The sequence below is a fragment of the Flavobacterium sp. genome (assembly GCF_052437795.1).
Taxonomy (GTDB): Bacteria; Bacteroidota; Bacteroidia; order Flavobacteriales; family Flavobacteriaceae; genus Flavobacterium.
Genome location: NZ_JBQVPA010000006.1, coordinates 1 through 21,673, shown reverse-complemented (window position 1 = coordinate 21,673; position 21,673 = coordinate 1). Strand labels below are relative to the sequence as shown.

The window sequence follows — 21,673 nt, the reverse complement described above, 5'->3', positions numbered from 1 at the left end:
CTGATCTGGTTATTGTGGATGCGGTTATTTGGTACTGCGCGATCGAATAACCAAATCCACATATCAACAAATAACCCCATGAATAAAAAAGACCTCCGCCTCAAATACAAAAACCTCCGGCAGGCCATGTCCCCGTTAGAGGCCGAAGAAAAAAGCCTCGCCATAGCCAACCGGCTGCTGCAGCTGGATATTTGGGGCAAGACGTATTTTCACCTGTTCCTGACGATGGAGAACCAAAAGGAAGTGCACACCGAGTACATCCTGAACATACTTGCCGGAAAAGATAAAGAGGTCATTGTATCGCGGTCGGATTTTGAGCGTTTTACTATGGTACATTACCTGCTCACGGACAACACAAAACTCATGGTAAGCCAGTACGGAATCCCCGAACCTGTAGATGGAATTGAGGTGCCGTCTAATAAAATAGATGTGGTATTCGTTCCCCTACTTGCTTTTGACCAAAGAGGCCACCGCGTGGGTTACGGTAAAGGCTTTTACGACCGTTTCCTTGCCGAATGCAAGCCGGACGTGATAAAGATAGGACTGTCTTTTTTTGAAGCCGAGGATGAAGCTATTGAACATAACGATACTGATGTACCTTTGGATCTTTGCGTGACGCCTTCAAGGGTTTATTCGTTTATGGGGTAATTTGGTTATATGTAGATGTAATTCGGTTATTCGTGGATTTGGTTACTTGGAGTTTCACCGAATAAACAAATCAACGCATCAACAAATCACTATTGCTTCGCGAATGCCTTCTTATTGAAAACAATAAGTATACCTACACCAACAGATATGGCGGCATCGGCAATATTGAAGATAGCATTGAAGAAAGAAAAATGCTGACCGCCAATGATGGGGATCCACGATGGCCATTGCGCATCGGTTATTATGGGGAAATACAGCATGTCTACCACTTTACCATGAAAAAGTGTCCCATAAGGTTTATCAGCAAATAGTGTTGCTACCTGTCCGTGGCTGTGGTCGAATATCACCCCGTAAAAAACGGAGTCAATAATATTACCAAAGGCCCCCGCAAGAATAAGCGCGATAGAAACGATCAGGTATTTCGACTGGTGCTTTTTCACAGCGTCCCAAAGCCACCATCCTATCCCTGCCACAGCAAGTATCCTGAATAATGTCAGCGTAAGCTTGCCACCAAGCCATGAAGGTATCTTTGCTCCCCATGCCATGCCTTCATTCTCGATGAACTGTATCTTGAACCAGCTGAATACATCAACACTCTCACTGATCATGAAGTTGGTCTTGATGTATATTTTAGATACCTGGTCGATAATCAATACAAGGATAACAATAAGGTAAGCTTTCTTTAAAGACATTTACAGAATTTTAGCCGCAAAAATAATGGAAAATATTGTAATAGTATAGCTTTTTTGTCCGAAGTCCGAACTCCGAGGCTACTAATGGACACCGTGATAGCTTCGGACTTCGGACATCTGACAAAAAAACGCCCCTTAAGGCGTTTTATTTTTATCGTTGCATGTTCTTGGCTTCGATGCTCATGGTGGCATGCGGAACCAGTTTCAGGCGCTCTTTGTTTATAAGCTTGCCGGTCACTTTGCATACTCCGTATGTCTTGTTCTCGATACGGATAAGCGCGTTCTTCAGGTCACGGATGAACTTCTCCTGACGTATGGCCAGCTGCGAGTTCGCTTCCTTTGACATGGTCTCGCTGCCTTCTTCGAATGCCTTAAACGTTGGCGACGTGTCGTCGGTACCGTTATTAAGGTCGTTCATATAGGCGCTGCGAATTAGGTCAAGATCGGCCTTAGCTTTGTCAATTTTCTTTGTAATTAATTCCTTAAACTCTGCCAAATCTGAGTCAGAGTATCGTATTTGCTCATCTACCATTTCTCTATCTATTTTGAAATTAATAATAAGGTTGTTATTTCGTCAAATTCAATCTGGGTTCCGTTCTCAACTTCCGGCAGGAATACCAGCTCATCCGTAAGGGTTTCGCTTTTTATGTATTCTTCGTTCGCCTTAACGGCCTCCTCCAGTGCAACACTATCCTGAAGGTATATTTTTATTCTGTCAGTCACTTCAAAACCGCTGTCTTTCCTGATGTTCTGTATCCTGTTCACCAGTTCGCGGGCTATGCCTTCCTGCTTCAGTTCTTCAGTTAATGTGATGTCCAGTGCAACAGTTATGCCATTTGCATTGGCCACCAGCCAGCCCGGTATGTCCTGCGATGAAATCTCTACATCTGCAGAGGTTAAAGTAATACTTTTCCCCGACACTGCAATATCAAGGCTGCCGTCCTTGTCTATGGCGTTGATCTGCTCCTGAGAGAAAGCCTGTATCTCTTTGGCTATCAATCCCATGTCTTTTCCAAACCTTGGGCCCAAAGCCTTGAAATTTGGCTTTACCTGCTTCACCAAAACGCCCGATGCATCGTCCAGAAGCGTTACCTCCTTTACGTTAACTTCCGCTTTTATCAGCTCGGCAACGGCTTCAATTTCAGCCTTCTGTTTTGCGTCAAGTACCGGAATCATTACCTTTTGCAGCGGTTGGCGTACCTTGATCATCTCCTTCTTCCTTAGTGAAAGTACAAGTGACGAAATGATCTGTGCCTTCTGCATCCTGCTTTCCAGCGATTTATCAACAAAGTTATCAGCATATGCAGGGAAATCGGCCAAATGTACGCTTTCGCACTTTTCTTGTTGTGAAGCCTGTGTTAAATCTTTATAAAGCCTGTCCATGAAGAACGGCGCTATTGGCGCGCTTAGTTTTGCTACGGCTACCAGGCAGGTGTACAGCGTCTGGTAAGCCGCGATCTTGTCCTGGGCGTACTCGCCTTTCCAGAAACGCCTCCTGCACAAACGAACGTACCAGTTGCTCAGGTTTTCCTGCACAAAGTCGGATATTGCCCTGGCAGCTTTCGTAGGCTCATAGTCGGCATAGAAGCTGTCAACATCCTTGATCAGGGTATTCAGCTCACTCAGTATCCAGCGATCGATCTCCGGCCTTTCGTTAAGCGGCACCTCAGGTTCCGCGTAAGAAAAACCATCGATATTAGCATATAACGCAAAGAACGAGTACGTATTATATAATGTACCAAAGAACTTGCGGCGCACTTCGGCCACACCTTCAATGTCAAATTTCAGGTTGTCCCATGGGTTGGCATTGCTTATCATGTACCAACGGGTAGCATCCGGGCCATATTCGGCAAGGGTGGTGAACGGGTCTACCGCGTTGCCAAGGCGCTTGCTCATCTTCTGCCCGTTCTTGTCGAGCACAAGGCCGTTAGATACTACATTCTTGTACGACACCTCATCGAACACAAGTGTTGCGATGGCGTGCAATGTATAAAACCATCCACGGGTCTGGTCTACCCCTTCGGCAATGAAGTCAGCAGGGAACGCCTCGTGGTTATCGATAAGTTCTTTATTCTCGAACGGGTAATGCCATTGCGCATATGGCATGGCGCCACTGTCGAACCAAACGTCGATCAGGTCACTCTCACGGTGCATCGGCTTGCCCGATGGCGAAACCAGCACGATCTTATCCACCACATTCTTATGAAGGTCAACCAGGTCATAATTGGCTTCGCTCATGTTGCCCGGCTCAAAACCTTTGAACGGATTCTCTGCCATAAGGCCTGCTTCAATAGCTTTTTCAATGCCGTTAAATAATTCCTCTACTGAACCGATAAGCATTTCCTCGGTTTTATCCTCTGTCCTCCATATCGGGAGCGGGATGCCCCAGTAGCGGGAGCGCGACAGGTTCCAGTCGTTGGCGCTTTTCAGCCAGTTGCCAAAGCGTCCTTCGCCGGTGGCCTTGGGCTTCCAGTTGATGGTATCGTTCAGGTCGAACATACGCTCCTTAACATCGGTCATTTTTATGAACCAGCTGTCAAGCGGGTAGTACAGCAGCGGCTCATCCGTCCTCCAGGAGTGCGGGTAGCTGTGTAAGTATTTCTCCACCTTAAAGGCTTTGTTGTTTTCCTTTAAGTATATTGATATCTCTACGTCGGCCGACCTTTCCGGTGCGGTGCAGGCATCATAGTATTCGTTCTTTACATATTTGCCTGCCAGTTCCAGCGGTTTGCCATTAGGATTATCAAGGCTTCCTGAATGTGACGTAAACCTCCCCTGCATGTCAACAAGCGGTACAGGATTGCCATTTTCATCCAATACGAGCATTGGCGGTACTTCGGGTTTGGCTTCTTTCGCCACTTTGGCATCATCGGCACCAAAAGTAGGCGCGGTGTGCACGATACCGGTACCGTCTTCTGTCGTTACGAAGTCGCCTGCTATTACACGGAAAGCATTTTCCGGATTTTGGTACGGCAATACGAATGGCAGTAATTGCTCATAACGAATGCCTACCAGGTCTTTGCCCTTTGCTTCAGCAAGAACCTTATATGGAGCACTTTTATCACCGTCTTTATAATTAGTAAAATCGGCATCATCTGTACTTTCAAAATAACCTTTACCGAACTGCTTGCCAACAAGGTTCTTTGCCAACACAACATTTATCGGTTGGAAAGTATACTGGTTAAACGTTTTTACCAAAACATAGTCGATGTTCGGGCCAACGGTTAGCGCAGTGTTACTTGGAAGCGTCCAGGGCGTGGTTGTCCAGGCCATGATGTCCACATTGCCAAATCCCTTAAGGAAATCAGGCAATGAATCGGAAAGAGTCTTGAACTGCGCCACGATCGTGGTATCCGTAACATCCCTGTACGCGCCCGGCTGGTTCACCTCATGCGAAGAAAGCCCTGTACCCGCCTTTGGCGAATACGGCTGTATGGTGTAGCCTTTATAAAGGAGTCCTTTGTCATATATTTGCTTCAGGAGCCACCAAACGGTCTCCATGTATTTTGGCTTGTAGGTCACATATGGGTCTTCCATGTCTACCCAGTAGCCCATTTTTTCAGTAAGGTCGTTCCACACATCGGTATAGCGCATCACCGTGCGCTTACACGCCTCATTATATTCTTCTATGGAGATCGTCTTGCCGATGTCTTCCTTGGTAATGCCAAGCTCTTTTTCGGTACCAAGCTCTACCGGAAGGCCGTGGGTATCCCATCCCGCCTTACGCTTTACCTGATGACCCTTCTGTGTTTGGTAACGGCAAAAGATGTCCTTAATGGCACGCGCCATCACGTGGTGTATCCCCGGAAGGCCGTTCGCGCTCGGCGGGCCTTCATAAAACACATATTGCGGCTTCCCTTCGCGGGTCGTTACGCTTTTCTCAAATATCTGCTCCTTCTTCCAGAAATCAAGCACTTCGCCTGCCAGTCCGGCAAGGTCAAGTCCTTTATATTCAGTAAACTTCTTACTCATTGGTAGTACCTTCTAAAAATCAATTTGCGAAAGTAACGATTTTTTTTATGCAATGCAGAAAATGGTAAAATATGTGGGAATGATAACGTTTTCGTGAATGTTTAACTTTTCATGATGCAACCTTTCTTCACTATCCTGCATCTATAAATAAAAGACTGTTACTATGGAACCCCATTTTTCCTTTACTGATGCCAAATTTGAGCGCCTGTTCCAAAACCGGTCGTTCGAACCTGCCCTGTTCACACACGAAGCCCACATCCGCCTGGCCTGGATACACATACGCAAGTACGGATTGGACAAAGCATCGTATAACATTGTCAGCCAGTTGCAGGAATACACCAAAGCGCTGGATGTTCCCGATAAATTCGACCTTGCACTTACCATTGCTTCGCTGAAGACCATACATCATTATACGGAAGAAAGCAGAAGCGATTCGTTTGAAGCATTCATTTTAGAATTCCCAAAACTCACTACCCATTTTAGCGATCTGCTCGTACAACGATCGAAGCATCATCAGGAAGAGCCGGCACTTTAAAAAGTTATAATAAATTTTTAACAACTGTTTAACAGCGCTCGGTCAGCCCAGCTTAGGGATTATCGTATATTTATCCCTCTTTAAATTTTACCTATGGCCCAGCGCACCTGTTTCCTTATCGATGACGACGAAGACGACCGAGAGATCTTTGAACTGGCAATGGAGGCGACAGATGATCCCTGCAGTTTCATCTCGTCTAAAAATGGCGTTGAGGCCCTGAAGATCATCGATGAAGATCCGGATTTTTTACCCGATTTTATTTTTATCGATCTCAATATGCCCTACATGACGGGTAAGGAATGCCTGGCCGCCCTTAAGCAGATACCCCGGATGGCCAATGTGCCTGCCATTATATACACTACCTCGTCCTACAGCAAAGATGCCGAAGATGCCCTTGCCCTTGGCGCCTCGCATTTCCTGGTGAAGCCAGCGAGCATTTCGGCGCTTACACAGGCACTGTCGGCGATACTGCAAAACACTGTCCAACCCTATTTTATTGATCCGGTTGCCGTCAGCTGATATTGAGGACCATTTGCAAAATTTAGTATCTTTTTAGCCATCTTACTGTAATTTCATGCAAAACAATACCCCAGATCCGTTATTTGCCGCGGCTATGCTCAGCAAGGCCAACCCGGCAGGCTATATTACCCTACTCGAGGCTGTACCGGCACCCATATACACCTGCGACAACGAAGGCCGCATTACTTTTTTTAATACCGCTGCCGAAGAATTATGGGGTGACACCCCCGAACCCGGTGTGAGCCTGTGGTACCGGTTCATAAAAGTATTTAAGCCCGACGGCACGCCTTTGCCGTATGAAGAGTGTCCTGTTACCGAAGCAGTACGACTGGAGCAGCCCGTAAAGGAAAGAGAGCTGCTGCTGGAACTGAAAAACGGTGCAAAACGGCATATTTTGCTGAATGTGCATCCCCTTATAGATGGTAACAATAAAGTTTCGGGCGTGCTGAACATGGCTATCGACATTACCGACAAGAAAATAGAAGAGGAACTGCTGCACAAAAACGAGGACCGTTACCGCTCGCTATCCGAACTGCTTGAAAAGAGGGTGGCGGAGCGCACCATCAGCCTGAAGGAAAGTGAAGAGCGCTATCACAAAATGATCGAGGAAGTACAGGATTATGCCATAATCCTGTTGGACCGCGATGGCTTCATCCTGAACTGGAACCTGGGCGCCGAAAAGATAAAAGGCTATACTGATGAGGAGATCGTGGGCAGGAATTTCAGGATCTTTTATCAGGACCACGATCGCGAAAGCCTGCTCCCCGAAAAGCTGATCAATGAAGCACACGATACCGGCAGGGCCACCCACGAAGGCTGGAGGGTACGCAAGGACGGCAGTACCTTTTGGGGATCCATCGTTATTACGGCACTGCATGACGATGATGACAACATCATTGGCTTCTCGAAAGTTACGCGCGACCTTACCGAAAAGAAGCTTACTGACGACCGGATGAAGAACTACGCTATGGAGATCGAATTCCGCAACAAACAGTTAGAGGAATATGCCTACATAGCCTCGCACGATCTGCAGGAGCCGCTACGTAAGATACAGATATTTGCCGAAATGCTGGAAAGCAACATTGGCAACGAAGCTATGGTAAAAAAGAACATCGAAAAGATCAATTCGGCTGCGCAGAGGATGTCGAACCTTATTAAGGACGTATTAAAGTACTCGCAGCTTTCGCGTGCCGATGAGATGTATGAAACAGTAGACCTGAATACCGTGATCAGCACCATTAAAGACGATTTCGAGCTCCTGATCGAACAAAAAAACGTACAGCTGAAGCATGAAGGCCTGCCTGTTATAAAAGGTATCCCGATACAGCTGCACCAATTGTTCGCCAACCTGATAAACAATGCCATAAAATTTGCCACGGACCATCCGCTGATCGAAATCTGCAGCAGCACGGCAGACCCTGTGGGGGCAAACGCGTACCCGGGGCTCAATGCCTCGCGCCCATTTGTAAAGATAAAGGTAAAAGACAACGGCGTGGGCTTTGAGCAGCAATATGGCGAGCAGGTATTTAAAATGTTCAAGCGGCTTACCGATAACAGCGGAACGGGCATTGGCCTTGCCCTGTGCAAAAAGATAGTGGAAAACCATGGCGGGTATATTGACGTTGCCAGCGAACCGGGCGTAGGCACCGAATTCACGATACTCCTCCCGGTTGAATAATACTGATCAATCGCTATTATTTTTTTTCACATTTAACTTTCAAACATAAATAGAATTTCTATATATTTGCACCTCGAAAATAATGGCCTCGTAGTTCAACGGATAGAATGGGAGTTTCCTAAACTTTTGATCCAAGTTCGATTCTTGGCGAGGCTACAAGACCGGAAAGGAGTGATAAATCACCTCTTTTCCGGTTTTTTTTATTCTGTAACTCGCTATTAATCATAAACATAAACCTCGCTGCCTCGTTCACTCTAAAAGTTCGACATTCATTTCCGTCAAAACAGATCTTTTCAGGAAATATCGAACTAATTATTTCTCTTTTTGTCCTGATATCACCCTCCTGATACAATATATCTAATCGCGAAAGCACTAATGATGCGGCATCCAGCAATTTTGAGACAGTTCGAGAATTGTTCGGTCTTCCATTTGCCTCTGTAAGTTCAGCTTCAAGCCTGTTGACCTTATTCTCGCAATCACTCTTTATCTCTTTATACTCTTTTGGATCAAGGCCATCTGACAATAGTAGCTCTCTCGCTTTTGATAATCTTTGATTGACTTTCTCGATTTGCTCTGCTATTTGCTTACTACCGTTTTCGACCTGCTTCGACTTCTTGTTATACAAGTCATTCAAGATTATTTTATACAAATCCTTAACACCCGCATGTGGAACATACTTCTTTAATTCATCTTCAAAGATTACATTTAATTTTTCAGCCCTATAGCGGAATTTGCATGGAGATACGCAGTGGTAATAGTAATATAGGCTATACATGCCTTTAGACGCACTCCCAGTCAGCATACGGCTGCAATTGGGGCAAACAAGGAATCCTCTTAGAGGAAATTGTTCCTTTACCTCTAAAGTCGTTCTGATACGCTCTTTGCGTTTCCTAACGTCAAGCATATCCTGAACCTTGTAGTATAACGATTCTGTAATTATTGGTTCATGTAAGCCAGGAACAAAATGTGCTTCTTCGTCTTTATACTTTGGTATAAAGATTTTACCACAATAAACAGGATTACGTACCAACATCCAAAAGTTGGCACGGCTGCACTTAAGGCCTTTCTTATTAGTTTCTCTCCTCACCTCTTCAGCGCAAAGAATACCTTTAGCCAACTCTTTGAATGCAAATCGAATAATTGATGCTTGCGGCTCCTTAATTATTATTGACTTTTTACCATTCTCATTGGTAACATTCTTATATCCAATTGGAGCAATGCCTAAGCATCGTCCTTCTTTCTTTGCTCTGCGCATCCCATGAAATGTATTTAATGCCCGGCGGTCATTTTCCACTTCAGGCGCAGCAAGGTAAAATGCTAGCATCATTTTATTTTCAGGAACAGATAAACTAAAGGCTGCTCGATGGCCTGGGGTTCCACTCCATATGAGCGAAGCTTGTTTATCATTTGATAAGCATCACCTGCATTACGGCTAAACCTATCCCATTTTGTAAAGAGCACTAAATCTACTTTACCCTTAGTCTTTTTTAGACTTGACTCTAGTTTTTTCCACTCTGGCCTTATAAATGTTTTTGCTGAATGGTCTTCAAAGATTGTGTTGCGGACTTGTATTGAGTTGATTTCACAATACCTTTTCAGGACTTCTTCCTGATTGCGCTGTGAATAGCCTTTATCAGCTTGTTCGTCTGTACTGACACGTATGTAAAGATCTGCGATTTTCATAATTATATTTTTTAATGTTCTTACCTCCCAGTATTATGGGGGTATTTTTAAGTATTTACTGATTGCTACTTCCGCTATCAAATAAAGGAAACATAGAATCTTTTCTGCTTGCTCCCTTGATACAATGAGCCCTTTTCTCCTGAGTACCTGCATCGCAGCTTCAGGAGTCATTTTGTCTTTTTCATTTTCCATAACTCACCTCCTTTTTTCGTTAAATGAAAAAGACCGTTTCCGGTCTTAAGTATTCGACTGCTAAATATAGGCGGCAAATTTGAAATTATCATAGTCAAAATTTACCCTTGACCTTCCTTAGGTTTAGGTTCTCTAATTTGTTCTAAATACTGTTTATAAAGCATATCAAGGAGATTTCCCTCTTCCATTGGAACAAGGTCGTAAATTATCTCCAACAATTTGGCAATGCTTCGGCCTTGCTCGTCGTCATTTTCTAAAGCCAATATAGCTACTTTGAGTAGGTCACTGATAATAATAAACAAATCATTATAGCCTGTGCATGTAGTCATAACTTCGAATTTATCCCGTCTTGTATTAATCGGTTTAAACATCACAAATATGTGTTGAGGATCTGCAATGAAGTCGATTGCTTTTGCTTGATTTTCCATGATTACTCTTTTTTAGATTGTTTATTTTTACCTAGCCTTTCAAGTCTCTGAATTTCTTCTTCAATGAGAACTATAGCCTTTTCCTGAAATAACCTGCATCTTCTCTGGAGCAATTCTGTATGTAAGAAATCAATCGCTCCAAGGTTAGCACTCCTAAGCTTGCTGATGTGCTTTGACAGTATCTCAAACAGTTTTATTTCCTCTTCTGTATTCCTCGGGAAAATCTCTCGAACTAACGGGCAAAACAAATTACAGATATCAAAGAGATATCCAAGATGGAAGTGTATTGGCCGATAGCCGAGGAACGTATCTATAAGAGCCAAGGCAATGTTTTCCATAGCAACCTGCATCATGGCTTCCTGAATAGGCTCGGTGTCCATGCCTTCTACCATCCTCTGCGATTCTAGGAATACTTCCTATACACGGTTACGGTTGCGCCAATAGGCTTTTATGTAAGCAATATTGCGCTGTGGTTCTTCTTTGAAACTGATGCATGGCGGTACTAGCTCATGCTCATACAGATTTATCCCTTTATTCATGGCATGGTAAAAGAAATAGCTTTTCTCTGAAGTGAATTGTCTAACGGTTGTAGCCAAATGTATAAATAGCGTAACAGTGTACTGCCCCTTGCTTTTTTTCCTGATGATATCGCTGAGATCGGCAACTGCATTTAATTTGTTGTCCATGCTGTAAACCAACAAATAGTAATGAGTGTGTTGCTTTGCCGTTACTTCGCCATTCAATGCATTGCTGTACATCTTGTTTTTGTGATGGATCCCAAAGCAATACAGCCCTGATAAATCTGTGTTGTCCAAAAGGAACTTTTTGATAAACTGAAGCCCTTTGTCTTCATTAAAATCTTCTTCATTTTTTATAACTTGCTCTGACATAACTATAACTTTTTAATTAAACATTGGTGAAAAAGCTTATTTTTGCTATTACACAGCAAGTAATGAAGTTATAGTAAAGTACCGAACCACAGCAGGTTGTAGTTTACCACTAACTACTTGTATTTTACCAACTAAATAAAACCTTACAGAATTTTCAATATCTTTGAGTTATGAGCACAGCAACAAAAAATCACATAGGAAGAAAGATTAGCCGCATCCGTGAACTGCGCGGTATGAAACAGGAGGCTTTGGCGGTAGCTTTAGGTATAAGTCAACAAGCTGTTTCAAACATTGAAAAGAGTGAGATCGTTGAGGAAGATACTTTAAACAAGATAGCGGAGGCGCTAGGTGTCTCAGTTGAAGGTATCAAGAATTTTAATGAGGAAACTGTTCTCAATATTATCTCTAATACTTTCACCAGTAATGATAGTTCAACAATTAATGCTATCAATGTTCAGCCAACTTTCAATCCCCTTGATAAGGTTGTAGAACTTTATGAGAGATTATTACAGGCTGAAAAGGATAAGGTAGCTTACTTGGAAAAGTTAATTAGTAAATAATTCCAATATTAATGGAAATAAGTTTAAGACTAGTATCCGGCGAAGAAATAAGGCTTAAGCCTATAACCCTCGAAAGTGAAGATAATACTGTATATGGACTTGTCCCACTCGCGGGAGGTAAAGTGTATTTAAAATTAGGAGTTCATAATAATCAATTTATAGTTCTTAATAAAGATGAAGAAGTCGATGAAGAGGAAGTTATATTGCAGGAGAAATTAGATGAATTACTACTTCTTATTAATCCTGACTTAGCATCACTTGGAACAGAGGATAATGAAATAGAGGAAAATGAAGAAACACCTTATGATCCAGAGAAGATTAGGGTAGATACTAAACCATTTTCATTGCGTCAGATTTATGATATGATTAGAGGTGGAGATATTGATTTATCTCCTGATTTTCAACGAAATCTTGTTTGGAACAACTTACGAAAGTCCAGGCTTATAGAATCGATTCTTCTGAGAATTCCACTTCCAATGTTTTACTTTGCGCAAGATGACGAAGGTAAAATTTCTGTTGTTGATGGACTTCAACGCCTAAGTACTATTCGCGAATATATGGATAACCAATTTGCTCTTAGTAATTTGGAATATCTTGAGGATAAGTGTAGAGGGCGTTTTTTTAAACACGAGAATCCAGATAAAGCTTTGGAAGCCAAGTACGTGAGATGGTTCAATATGACGCAAATTACAGTCAATGTAATTGATCCGTCATCTCCTTTTAAATTAAAATATGACATATTCCGGCGAATCAATACCGGAGGACAGCCATTAAATGCGCAAGAAATTAGAAATTGTCTTGCGAGCATTGATTTAAGGTCAGCCTTAAAAACAATGTCAAATTTAGAAAGTTATAAACGTGCAACAGGATGGAGTGTGAAGGATGTTAGAATGGAGGCACAAGAGTTAGCATTGAGATTTATACTCTTCAGTAGAAAGTATAAAAGTGATAATACCTTAAATAATTACAGTGGAAATATTGACTCCGAGCTAAATTCATTAACTGAACTTCTAAATAAAGAAAAAACGTTTAATTATTCTGCAGTTATAGATTCATTTGATAATGCTATGAAGAATGCCGAATATCTTTTTGGCACGTATAGTTTTAGAAAATGTTTGATTGAGCATCTTCAACCAAATGCAAGAAAACAGCTAATAAACAAGGCTTTATTTGTTAGTTGGTCTGTTTTGTTGAGCGATCTTGATCATAATTTAATTGCTCAGCAATTTAATCATGGGGATTTTGCATATCCTTTAGCAAGTAAGATTACAAATGATCATGAATTATTAAGCTATCTTACTTATAGCACGAACTCGAAAGCTAATATTCAAGCTGCGTTTAAAGCTGCCAACGAATTAATAAACGAACATCCGCTTATACTATGACAAAGCTTAAAATAAATAATTTTAAGTGCTTCAAGGACATCGACATTGAGTTACGTCCTCTTACAATAATGGCTGGCGGAAATGGTAATGGCAAAAGCACAGCAATTCACGCATTACTATATTTACGACATTCTATAGAATCATTGTTTAAGTTGTTTGAAGGGTATTATGTATCAGAAAAACCTGACATAAATCAGGATATTGCCTTGAATGATAAATTCCTGTTGTCATTAGGTAACAGTGGATACGTTATAAATAGAAATGCGAACAAAGAAGAAATTTTGATTGGGATAACCGATACAGAAGACGATTTTGTGATGACGTATTTGGCTGACAGTTATCAGCCTAGGCTATATTTAACTGCTTCTAAGTGTAGTGGTTATAATGCTTCAAAGCACTCAATTTTTAAAGCTGACTTTTATTACCTTAATGCTGAAAGAATAGGACCTAGATTAACTCAAAGAGTCCAATTCTTTACATATCCAAACGCAGGTTGGCAAGGTGAATATGTCGCACAATTAATATCAGAAAGAAGTGGCTATCTACCAATTGAAGATGATCGTTTATTTCCTGGCACAACTAATCCGGGTATAGAGTTCCAAGTCAATGAATGGCTTAACTTTATTATGCCTGGTGTCAGAGTAAGTGTCAGAAACAATCCTGAAACTTTTACCGCACAAATTCAAATTGAGAATATTTATACAAAAGGGGATCCAACGGTGGCTACTAATATTGGTTTTGGGATTAGCTACGTCTTACCTATTATAGCTACTGGTTTAATTGCAAACAAAAATGCTTACTTTATAGTAGAAAATCCAGAGGCGCACTTGCATCCTTCAGCGCAATCTAAAGTGGCATTATTTCTTGCCATGGTTGCAAATTCAGGCGTTAATGTAATTTTGGAAACACATAGTGATCATGTTATAAACGGTATTCAAATTGCGGTCGCAGAAAAAAAAATTGATAGTACTCAAGTAGGAATTAATTTTTTTGATCAGGATCCTCAAACCGACCAACCGGTTGTAAATGTTATAGGTATTACAGCTAAAGGTGAGTTAAGTGAGTGGCCAAATGGTTTCTTTGATCAGAGCCAAATTGACTATGCTAAACTTTTTAGGTTACGTAAGACATGAGCAATTTCTTTCTACAAAATCCAGCGATCGACATAGGCGATTTTGAACTTTTCAAAGATGGCATCTCTAACTTAATTGGAATTGATAAGTTAAAGGGCCACACTTTTTTTAAGCACGAAAGTTTGTATTCGCTACCAATCCTAGTTGAATATTTATATACTGCAAAGCATAATCATGAAATTCAAGAAATTTATAAATTTTTAGAACAGCTTACCCCTTGTTGCAAAAATATTCTAACTGAAAATGATGCGTTAGAGTTTTGTAAGTCTGATAGAAATGGCTTTTTAGGAATTGACTTTTCTCGCTTAAATATTATTGAAAATAAACAGATTATCGGGGAAGAATCATATATGAATTGGTGCTATAAATTTCATAGCACACCTGAAGATTTAGTTGAAGAATATAAAGGAATAGCGGCAGAAAAAAAAATTCACTTAGCTGATCACCATGGAAAGAAAGAGTTGCAGGATTTTTGCGACAGGATTAAGAATAGTCCTTATGTAGTGGAAATGAGGTCAACCGATTGGGGAGGCAAAAACTTTATTCGAAAAATTCACAGCAATGGTATTATTGAAATTGTCTTGCATAAAACTGATCGACAATATGCATTGCAAGTACAAACTACAGGCTCAAATGAGCAACAGACAACATTGATAGCTGAAATGTTGAAACAACGTTATGATAACTAGCTAGCAACTATTTTACTGAAATTTCGGCTAATCAAGCATGTGTTTTTACCTATACAAAACCTTCCGGCACACCGTCAGGATTTGTTTTCGTACTTCTTCAAGAGCATGCACCTTCAGGCATGCACTTTTTGTCCTTTCTATATCCTAAAGATTCTACTATTTTCTGCTGATTGTTTTCCACCTGCGAAAACGTCAAAAAAGGCAGCAAAGTTATTGCGGGCGCAGCTCACGCTGGCAAACCAAAAGACTACGGCATAATGGCTCGTGCCTCGCCACCCTGGCGGGACTTATTCCGTTTCCTTTTGGTTTCCCGCTGCGCCCGCACGGTTTATCTGCTTTCTTTTTTTCCGTTTTTTCTTTGTGGAAAACTAATGTGATTTATGGAGGCTGACGGCTTATAAAGGAAAGTGATGAATTCGTAATACATAACTTTTTTTAAATCTTAGAAATCATGGGACACAATCTGAATTTCAACGAAAGTACAGGCCATTATTCTTTCTTCAGCGTAAAAGAAAAAGCATGGCACAATTTAGGTCAGGTAGTAACCGACTACCCAACAAGCGCAGAGGCAATCAAGCACGCGGGACTGGATTATGAAGTGGTAAAATCTCCGCTGTTTACTAATAGTATTGAAACGGTACAGGCTGCCACAGGTTTAACTACTGGCGAGCCTGTCACAGTACCGAACTACTTTGCCAATGTGCGGAGCGATAGCAATACCGTTTTGGGCGTAGTGGGCAAGGATTACCATATCGTGCAGAACCGTGATGCGTTCGCTTTCTTTGATGCTATTGTAGGAGGTGGGAGTGGAATCTTATACGAGACAGCGGGGGCGTTAGGTAATGGCGAGCTTATTTTTATAACGACTAAACTGCCCGGATATATCCGTGTGGGCAATAGCGATGATGTAACCGAAAAATACATTTTCCTGACCACCTCGCACGATGGGAGCGGAAGTATTACCGCAGCCTTTACACCCGTGCGCATTGTCTGCCAGAACACGCTTAACGCGTCACTTAAAAATATGACCAATGTTGTACGCATTAAACACACCTCTGGAGCAAAGCAACGCCTGGAGGATGCGCACAAAGTTATGGGACTGGCAAACACCCTGAGCAGCCAGTTAGAAAACATTTTTAACGAGTGGGCAACGGTAAGGGTAAAAGATGATGAAGTAAAGAAATTGATTCAACTGGCGCTATGCCCGAATAAAGAAACCTATGACCTTTTAAAGAAGGGGGCAGAAGATGAATTATCGACCACATTTAAGAACATGGTGGAAGATGCATTTGCTTATGCTATGGTAAATGACACCCAACAGATGGACACCACCAAAGGCACTTTATTCGGGGCTTACAATGCTGTGACTGGCTACTATCAAAACGTGAGAAACTACAAAGATGAAGAAGCCAAATTGCAATCGATTGTTATGGGAGGGACGGCACAGACAAGGGCACAAAAAGCCTTTGAATTGTGCAATGGTTTTGCCAAGAATGACAGCGGGATATTCCTTCTAAACTGATACAGGATTATACTAATTTTAAACAGGGCAGGTAAATTAACCTGCCCATATTTTATGCTACCATAGTCAAAATTTACTTATGATTGTATTTATCCTCTGAACCAGCTTACATTAGTGGGAAGCATAGAAAAGGCTGCGGGCGATTGCCTGGTCTGCGGCAATGGCAAGATGTCCCGTTGTCGGACAACGGCATCTTGCCGCCCATACTCCGGAGTCGTGGGCGGGGGGACACTGCTATGCTTTACAACTGTTGAACCAATGAAGAGGATAGTATGGAGACTGAGAACAACAACCGCAAAAAGCGTATATATGTGCGTCTTACGGACAAGGAATTTACAACCCTTGAAAGCCGCTGCAAGAACACCACCTGCCGCAGCGTGAGCGACTATGTGAGGCACTGTCTTTTCAGCAAGCCGATCACTACCATTACCAGGGATGCATCAGCCGATGAAGCCATCACTCAAATGAGCCATCTGAACAGGGAACTGAATGCCATCGGCAACAACTTTAACCAGCTGGTTAGGAAGGCTAACGCGTCATCACAGGCTGTCGAAATTAAGGGATTGCTATTGCTTTTTGACAGCCAAAAGAAAGCTATGTTTTCTAAGATTGACGAGGTTAAAGAACAACTTCAAAAGTTGGCTGAAAAATGGTTGCAATAATCAAGACCGGGCATTCTATCAGGGCAATGCTGAACTACAATGAGAACAAGATAAAGCAAGGCAAAGCCGAATGCATTGGCCAGGGAAATTTTCCTGTGGATGCCGACAGGCTGACCTATATAATGAAGCTGAACCGCCTTGAAAAGCAATGCAAGCTGAATGAAAATGTAAAACGGAACACGGTGCATATCTCCCTGAACTTTGACCCAAGCGAGGCAAGCCTGCCAAAAGAAAAACTATTGGAGATAGCAGGGAGTTATATGGAGAAGATTGGCTTTGGAGACCAACCTTACTTAATCTACAAACATAACGACGCAGGACACCCGCATATTCATATAACTACAATCAATGTACAAGAAAATGGAAAGCGGATTGTCATGCACAACATTGGTAAGGACAAATCAGAACCGGCGCGTAAAGAAATTGAACAGGCTTTTAATCTTGTAAAAGCCGAGCACCAAAAGAAGAAAGAGTTCAAGCCGGAACCTGTTTCCGTAAGAGTCCAATATGGTAAGACAGAAACAAAAAATGCTATTGAGAATGGGCTGAACTTTGTAGTGAATAACTACAAATTTACCAGCCTGCCGGAACTGAACGCTGTGCTGAAGCTGTACAATATCGAAGCCGATAAAGGAAATGAAAATTCAAGAGTTGCGAAGCATAGTGGATTGCTATATCATGCCTTAAATGGAAAAGGAACTCGTGTAGGCGTTCCCATTAAAGCAAGTAGATTTCACGACAAGCCAACACTAAAGAAGCTGGAGAAGAAATTTGTAGCCAATGAGATTAAGCGGCAAACAGACAAGTCCAGGATCAAGAACGCAATTGACAATGTTCTTCTAAGGAACAATATTATCATTCTGCCTCAGCTCGTAAAACAATTAAAGAAAGAAGGAATTGATACAGTCCTGCGGCAAAATGCTAAAGGGTTAGTGTATGGTGCAACGTTTGTTGATCATAAGACGAAGAGTGTTTTTAATGGGAGTGGAATTGGGAAAGAATACAGTGCGAAAGAGCTTCGGGATAAGTGTGGTGCTAATTTAGAAAAACTTAAAGGCGAATTTCAGAAAGCCTATTCAAGGGATGATCTACTTAATATGATTAAAGAGGACAGAGGCTTGTTAAGCATTGATGACATCACAAAAATCGTAGATTTGTTAAGTAAAACTGAATCTACTTTTGATTATTTAAACAAAGATTTTCTTAAGCAAAGAAGAAGAAAAAGACATCGCCGTGGGAATTAATTATGAGAGGTTGAAGCAGGTATTTTTAACTTAAGATTTAATTCCTTTCCTTTGGCAGAAAGAAATTATAATTTTATACATTCCTTTTTATCTTAACCAGCTTACAATAATTATCTCATGTCAGAAGAACAGAAAAAGATACTGGAGCAACAACTTTGGAATATTGCCAATACGCTACGTGGCAAAATGAATGCTGATGAGTTTAGAGACTATATTTTGGGATTTATTTTTTATAAGTATTTAGCTGAAAAAATGGAAATCTATGCGAATTCTATTTTAAAGGAAGACAATATTCAGTTTCGGGAAATTCAGGAAGATACGAGCGAAGGCCAGGAATATATCAATGCTATTCGCGAAGAAGCGCTCCAGACTTTAGGTTATTTTTTAAAACCCTCAGAACTTTTCGGTGAAATTGCTAAACGTGGAAGCAGCGGCAGTAATAATTTCATTCTTGAAGATTTGCAAAAAATCCTCATAAATATCCAGCTGAGTACAATGGGGACACAAAGTGAAGAAGACTTTGAGGATCTTTTTTCGGATATGGACCTAAACAGCAATAATCTGGGACGCACGCCTGAAGCGAGAAACGCAATTATTGTAAAAGTTCTTATGCACCTGGATGAAATTGACTTTAAGCTTGAACACACTGAACTGGATGTACTAGGTGATGCATATGAATATTTGATTGGCCAGTTCGCAAGTGGTGCGGGTAAAAAAGCTGGAGAATTTTATACGCCACAGGAAGTTTCAAAAATCTTGGCGAAGATAGTGACCACTGGTAAAAACAGACTGAAGTCGGTATATGATCCGACGTGTGGTTCCGGTTCCTTATTATTGCGTGTGGCCAGGGAAGTAAAAGATGTTACCAATTTCTATGGTCAAGAAATGAACCGTACTACCTATAACCTTGCAAGAATGAATATGATATTGCATGGTGTACATTATTTGAAATTTGACATAAAGCAGGAAGACACCCTTGAACACCCACAGCATTTAAACGATATGCCTTTTGAAGCCATTGTGGCTAATCCTCCTTTTTCGGCGAATTGGAGTGCAAACCCTCTTTTTTTGAGTGATGACCGTTTCAGTCAATATGGAAAATTAGCTCCGGCAAGTAAGGCAGATTTTGCATTCGTTCAGCACATGATCTACCATTTGGCTGAAAATGGTACCATGGCTATTGTTTTGCCTCATGGTGTATTATTTAGAGGCGCGGCGGAACTGCACATTCGTAAGTATTTAATTGAGCAAAAAAATTATTTAGATGCTGTAATTGGTCTGCCAGCGAATATATTTTATGGCACCAGTATTCCTACCTGCATATTGGTATTTAAGAAATGTAGGGAGACTCCTGACGACATTTTATTCATTGATGCCAGTAAAGAATTTGACAAGGTAAAAAACCAAAATATGCTACGCGAAGAGCATATTTCCAAAATTGTTGATACCTACCGAAACAGGACAGTCATAGAAAAATATAGTCATCTAGCGACATTGAAAGAGGTTGCTGACAATGATTACAACCTTAACATTCCGCGTTATGTTGATACTTTTGAAGAGGAAGAAGAGATAGATATCCAGGCAGTAATGCATGAGATCAAAGAGCTTGAAGCCAAAAGAGTTAGACTCGATAAAGAAATTGAGGTGTACTTTAAGGAACTTGGACTTGTTTTTTAATACCCTTAATGTAAATACTAACGAAAACTGAATAGTCGAGATGGCAAAAGAAAATAATAGTACGAGTAAGGTTCCTAATTTGAGATTTCCCGGGTTTGAGGACGAGTGGACAATTACAGATTGGGAGAAATTGCGACGTTCTCAAAAGGAAAAGGAATTTCCAAAAATGATATTGATGAAATGGGAATTACTGAGTGTATAAGATACGGTGAGCTTTACACATATTATGGCGAAACTATTGATGATGTTAGATCAAAAACTAATGTTGGTGTAGATACTTTGATATTAAGCGAAGCAAACGACGTTATTATTCCGGCATCAGGCGAAACAATGATAGATATTGCCACAGCATCATGCGTTTTGAAGTCGGGAGTTGCATTAGGAGGTGATTTAAATATAATAAAAACAAAAAACGACGGGGTATTCTTGTCATATTATCTTAACAGTAAAAAGAAGCTTGAAATAGCTAATCTCGCACAAGGTATTTCTGTGGTACATCTTTACTCAAGCCAACTATGTTCTTTATCTCTTAGGTTACCAACATTATAAGAACAAAAAAGAATTGCCACATTTTTAGCGTTACTTGATAAAAGAATCCAAACCCAAAACAAAATACTACAGTATTATCAATCCCTAATCCAAAATCTTAGAGAATCTATATTTAAACATAAAATTAGTTTTAAAGATAGGGATGGATATAATTTTCCCGGTTGGGAAATATGTAAATTGAAAAACATAGCAGAAAGAGTTGTTAGTAAAAATTCAGATAATTATCAAAATGTTCTAACTATATCCGCGCAACATGGTTTAATTAGTCAACTTGAGTTTTTTAATAAATCAGTTTCTGCTAAAAATGTCGAAGGTTATTATTTACTAACAAAGGGTGATTTTGCTTATAACAAAAGCTACTCGACTGGTTATCCCATGGGGGCTATTAAAAGATTGAGTAGATATAGTCAAGGAATTATTTCCACACTATACATTTGTTTTCGTTTTAATGAAAAGGCTAACCCAAATTTCATGGAACATTATTTTGAATCACAAATTCAAAATAATGAACTTGAGAAAATTGCGCAAGAAGGTGCTAGGAATCATGGTCTTTTAAATGTGGGCGTTAGCGATTTTTTTAATATTGAAATTCAACTTCCTTCGATTAATGAACAAGTTGAAATTGCTAAATTTCTATCAAGTTTAAACATGAGAATAACCATTGAAAAAAGTATTTTAGAAAAACTTAAGCAACAGAAGCAATACCTTTTGCAAAATCTTTTTATATAAATAGATTCTTTAAAAGATATCGTTTTTGGTTATTATATAGCCGCAATACCTGTTTTTCGATTTCAATTTTTCGTTCGAAATAAATCAACATACTGGCTATCTTAATCTGCTCGTTGATGGTTGGATAAGGTAATTCTATTTCTGAAAAATATGAGTAGCTTATCATCTTTCCGTCTCTGATACCTTCAAGCTTTTTGTTGAGCAATTTTATATAATCTGCTGTTTTGAAATAATATTTATAAAAAAGTTTTTCAACCTCATGCTTGCTTTTAAGAATGATATAGGC

Annotated in this window: 24 protein-coding genes and 1 tRNA gene; 15 read left to right on the top strand and 10 right to left on the bottom strand. The window is 40.8% G+C overall.

Translation table 11 applies throughout. From position 1 onward, the window contains the following. Window positions 1–78 precede the first annotated feature (78 nt). A complete protein-coding gene (locus ACT6R0_RS16880; RefSeq protein ID WP_444655000.1) occupies window positions 79–648 on the top strand; it encodes a 5-formyltetrahydrofolate cyclo-ligase in 570 nt (189 codons plus the stop codon). A gap of 89 nt (window positions 649–737) precedes the next feature. Here the strand turns inward: ACT6R0_RS16880 and ACT6R0_RS16875 are convergent, their stop codons facing one another. From ACT6R0_RS16875 to ileS, 3 genes are all read right to left on the bottom strand, one after another. Next, window positions 738–1,340: a lipoprotein signal peptidase gene (locus ACT6R0_RS16875; protein WP_444654998.1), complete on the bottom strand. Its 603-nt coding sequence runs from the start codon at window positions 1,338–1,340 to the stop codon at window positions 738–740. Window positions 1,341–1,491: 151 nt separating this feature from the next. Then, on the bottom strand, window positions 1,492–1,872 hold the full coding sequence (locus tag ACT6R0_RS16870; protein WP_444654997.1) for a TraR/DksA family transcriptional regulator: 381 nt from the start codon (window positions 1,870–1,872) through the stop codon (window positions 1,492–1,494). A gap of 8 nt (window positions 1,873–1,880) precedes the next feature. Beyond that, window positions 1,881–5,312 (bottom strand): isoleucine--tRNA ligase, encoded by a 3,432-nt coding sequence (gene ileS / locus ACT6R0_RS16865; RefSeq protein WP_444654995.1) that lies wholly within the window; start codon window positions 5,310–5,312, stop codon window positions 1,881–1,883. 163 nt (window positions 5,313–5,475) lie between these two features. Here ileS and ACT6R0_RS16860 point away from each other — a divergent pair, with 163 nt between their 5' ends. From ACT6R0_RS16860 to ACT6R0_RS16845, 4 genes are all read left to right on the top strand, one after another. After that, the gene (locus ACT6R0_RS16860) at window positions 5,476–5,847 is read left to right on the top strand and encodes a hypothetical protein (protein ID WP_444654994.1); all 372 of its coding nucleotides are present in this window, start codon (window positions 5,476–5,478) and stop codon (window positions 5,845–5,847) included. Window positions 5,848–5,940: 93 nt separating this feature from the next. Then, complete coding sequence (locus ACT6R0_RS16855) at window positions 5,941–6,366, top strand: response regulator (RefSeq protein ID WP_444654992.1); 426 nt, start codon at window positions 5,941–5,943, stop codon at window positions 6,364–6,366. Window positions 6,367–6,421: 55 nt separating this feature from the next. After that, on the top strand, window positions 6,422–8,044 hold the full coding sequence (locus ACT6R0_RS16850; RefSeq protein WP_444654990.1) for a PAS domain S-box protein: 1,623 nt from the start codon (window positions 6,422–6,424) through the stop codon (window positions 8,042–8,044). Window positions 8,045–8,128: 84 nt separating this feature from the next. Then, window positions 8,129–8,200, top strand: a tRNA-Arg gene (locus ACT6R0_RS16845). On the opposite strand, the gene ACT6R0_RS16840 is transcribed toward ACT6R0_RS16845, so the two are convergent. From ACT6R0_RS16840 to ACT6R0_RS16815, 6 genes are all read right to left on the bottom strand, one after another. Continuing rightward, a complete protein-coding gene (locus ACT6R0_RS16840; protein WP_444655163.1) occupies window positions 8,163–9,299 on the bottom strand; it encodes a recombinase family protein in 1,137 nt (378 codons plus the stop codon). The genes ACT6R0_RS16845 and ACT6R0_RS16840 overlap by 38 nt on opposite strands. A gap of 68 nt (window positions 9,300–9,367) precedes the next feature. Next, window positions 9,368–9,727, bottom strand: coding sequence for a recombinase family protein (locus tag ACT6R0_RS16835; protein WP_444654989.1), 360 nt, complete (start codon window positions 9,725–9,727; stop codon window positions 9,368–9,370). Between the two features lie 33 nt (window positions 9,728–9,760). Further along, window positions 9,761–9,919, bottom strand: a complete 159-nt coding sequence (locus ACT6R0_RS16830; protein WP_444654988.1) for a hypothetical protein — start codon at window positions 9,917–9,919, stop codon at window positions 9,761–9,763. A 101-nt stretch (window positions 9,920–10,020) separates the two neighbouring features. After that, window positions 10,021–10,347 carry a hypothetical protein gene (locus ACT6R0_RS16825; RefSeq protein ID WP_444654987.1) on the bottom strand — a complete coding sequence of 109 codons (327 nt, stop codon included), beginning with the start codon at window positions 10,345–10,347 and terminating at the stop codon, window positions 10,021–10,023. Window positions 10,348–10,349: 2 nt separating this feature from the next. Beyond that, the gene (locus ACT6R0_RS16820; RefSeq protein WP_444654986.1) at window positions 10,350–10,739 is read right to left on the bottom strand and encodes a hypothetical protein; all 390 of its coding nucleotides are present in this window, start codon (window positions 10,737–10,739) and stop codon (window positions 10,350–10,352) included. 24 nt (window positions 10,740–10,763) lie between these two features. Then, window positions 10,764–11,237, bottom strand: coding sequence for a hypothetical protein (locus ACT6R0_RS16815; protein ID WP_444654985.1), 474 nt, complete (start codon window positions 11,235–11,237; stop codon window positions 10,764–10,766). Window positions 11,238–11,407: 170 nt separating this feature from the next. On the opposite strand from ACT6R0_RS16815, the gene ACT6R0_RS16810 reads away from it, so the two are divergent. The 10 genes from ACT6R0_RS16810 (at window position 11,408) to ACT6R0_RS16765 (ending at window position 21,387) form a co-directional block, all read left to right on the top strand. Continuing rightward, window positions 11,408–11,797 carry a helix-turn-helix domain-containing protein gene (locus ACT6R0_RS16810; protein WP_444654984.1) on the top strand — a complete coding sequence of 130 codons (390 nt, stop codon included), beginning with the start codon at window positions 11,408–11,410 and terminating at the stop codon, window positions 11,795–11,797. Between the two features lie 11 nt (window positions 11,798–11,808). Continuing rightward, the gene (locus tag ACT6R0_RS16805) at window positions 11,809–13,182 is read left to right on the top strand and encodes a DUF262 domain-containing protein (protein ID WP_444654983.1); all 1,374 of its coding nucleotides are present in this window, start codon (window positions 11,809–11,811) and stop codon (window positions 13,180–13,182) included. Next, complete coding sequence (locus tag ACT6R0_RS16800) at window positions 13,179–14,315, top strand: AAA family ATPase (RefSeq protein ID WP_444654982.1); 1,137 nt, start codon at window positions 13,179–13,181, stop codon at window positions 14,313–14,315. Before ACT6R0_RS16805 ends, ACT6R0_RS16800 begins: the two co-directional genes overlap by 4 nt. Next, window positions 14,312–15,004, top strand: coding sequence for a hypothetical protein (locus ACT6R0_RS16795; protein ID WP_444654981.1), 693 nt, complete (start codon window positions 14,312–14,314; stop codon window positions 15,002–15,004). The genes ACT6R0_RS16800 and ACT6R0_RS16795 overlap by 4 nt, the downstream gene beginning before the upstream one ends. A gap of 451 nt (window positions 15,005–15,455) precedes the next feature. Continuing rightward, a complete protein-coding gene (locus ACT6R0_RS16790; RefSeq protein ID WP_444654980.1) occupies window positions 15,456–16,526 on the top strand; it encodes a DUF932 domain-containing protein in 1,071 nt (356 codons plus the stop codon). A gap of 272 nt (window positions 16,527–16,798) precedes the next feature. Then, entirely contained in the window at window positions 16,799–17,188 is a 390-nt protein-coding gene (locus tag ACT6R0_RS16785; RefSeq protein WP_444654979.1) for a plasmid mobilization protein, read from the top strand. Then, window positions 17,176–18,432: a relaxase/mobilization nuclease domain-containing protein gene (locus tag ACT6R0_RS16780; protein WP_444654977.1), complete on the top strand. Its 1,257-nt coding sequence runs from the start codon at window positions 17,176–17,178 to the stop codon at window positions 18,430–18,432. Before ACT6R0_RS16785 ends, ACT6R0_RS16780 begins: the two co-directional genes overlap by 13 nt. A gap of 117 nt (window positions 18,433–18,549) precedes the next feature. Further along, window positions 18,550–20,109 (top strand): type I restriction-modification system subunit M, encoded by a 1,560-nt coding sequence (locus tag ACT6R0_RS16775; RefSeq protein ID WP_444654976.1) that lies wholly within the window; start codon window positions 18,550–18,552, stop codon window positions 20,107–20,109. A 120-nt stretch (window positions 20,110–20,229) separates the two neighbouring features. Beyond that, on the top strand, window positions 20,230–20,658 hold the full coding sequence (locus tag ACT6R0_RS16770) for a hypothetical protein (RefSeq protein WP_444654975.1): 429 nt from the start codon (window positions 20,230–20,232) through the stop codon (window positions 20,656–20,658). 177 nt (window positions 20,659–20,835) lie between these two features. Beyond that, complete coding sequence (locus ACT6R0_RS16765) at window positions 20,836–21,387, top strand: restriction endonuclease subunit S (protein ID WP_444654974.1); 552 nt, start codon at window positions 20,836–20,838, stop codon at window positions 21,385–21,387. Here the strand turns inward: ACT6R0_RS16765 and ACT6R0_RS16760 are convergent. After that, window positions 21,380–21,673: restriction endonuclease subunit S (locus tag ACT6R0_RS16760; RefSeq protein WP_444667426.1), on the bottom strand; the 294-nt coding region annotated here is incomplete at its 5' end. The genes ACT6R0_RS16765 and ACT6R0_RS16760 overlap by 8 nt on opposite strands.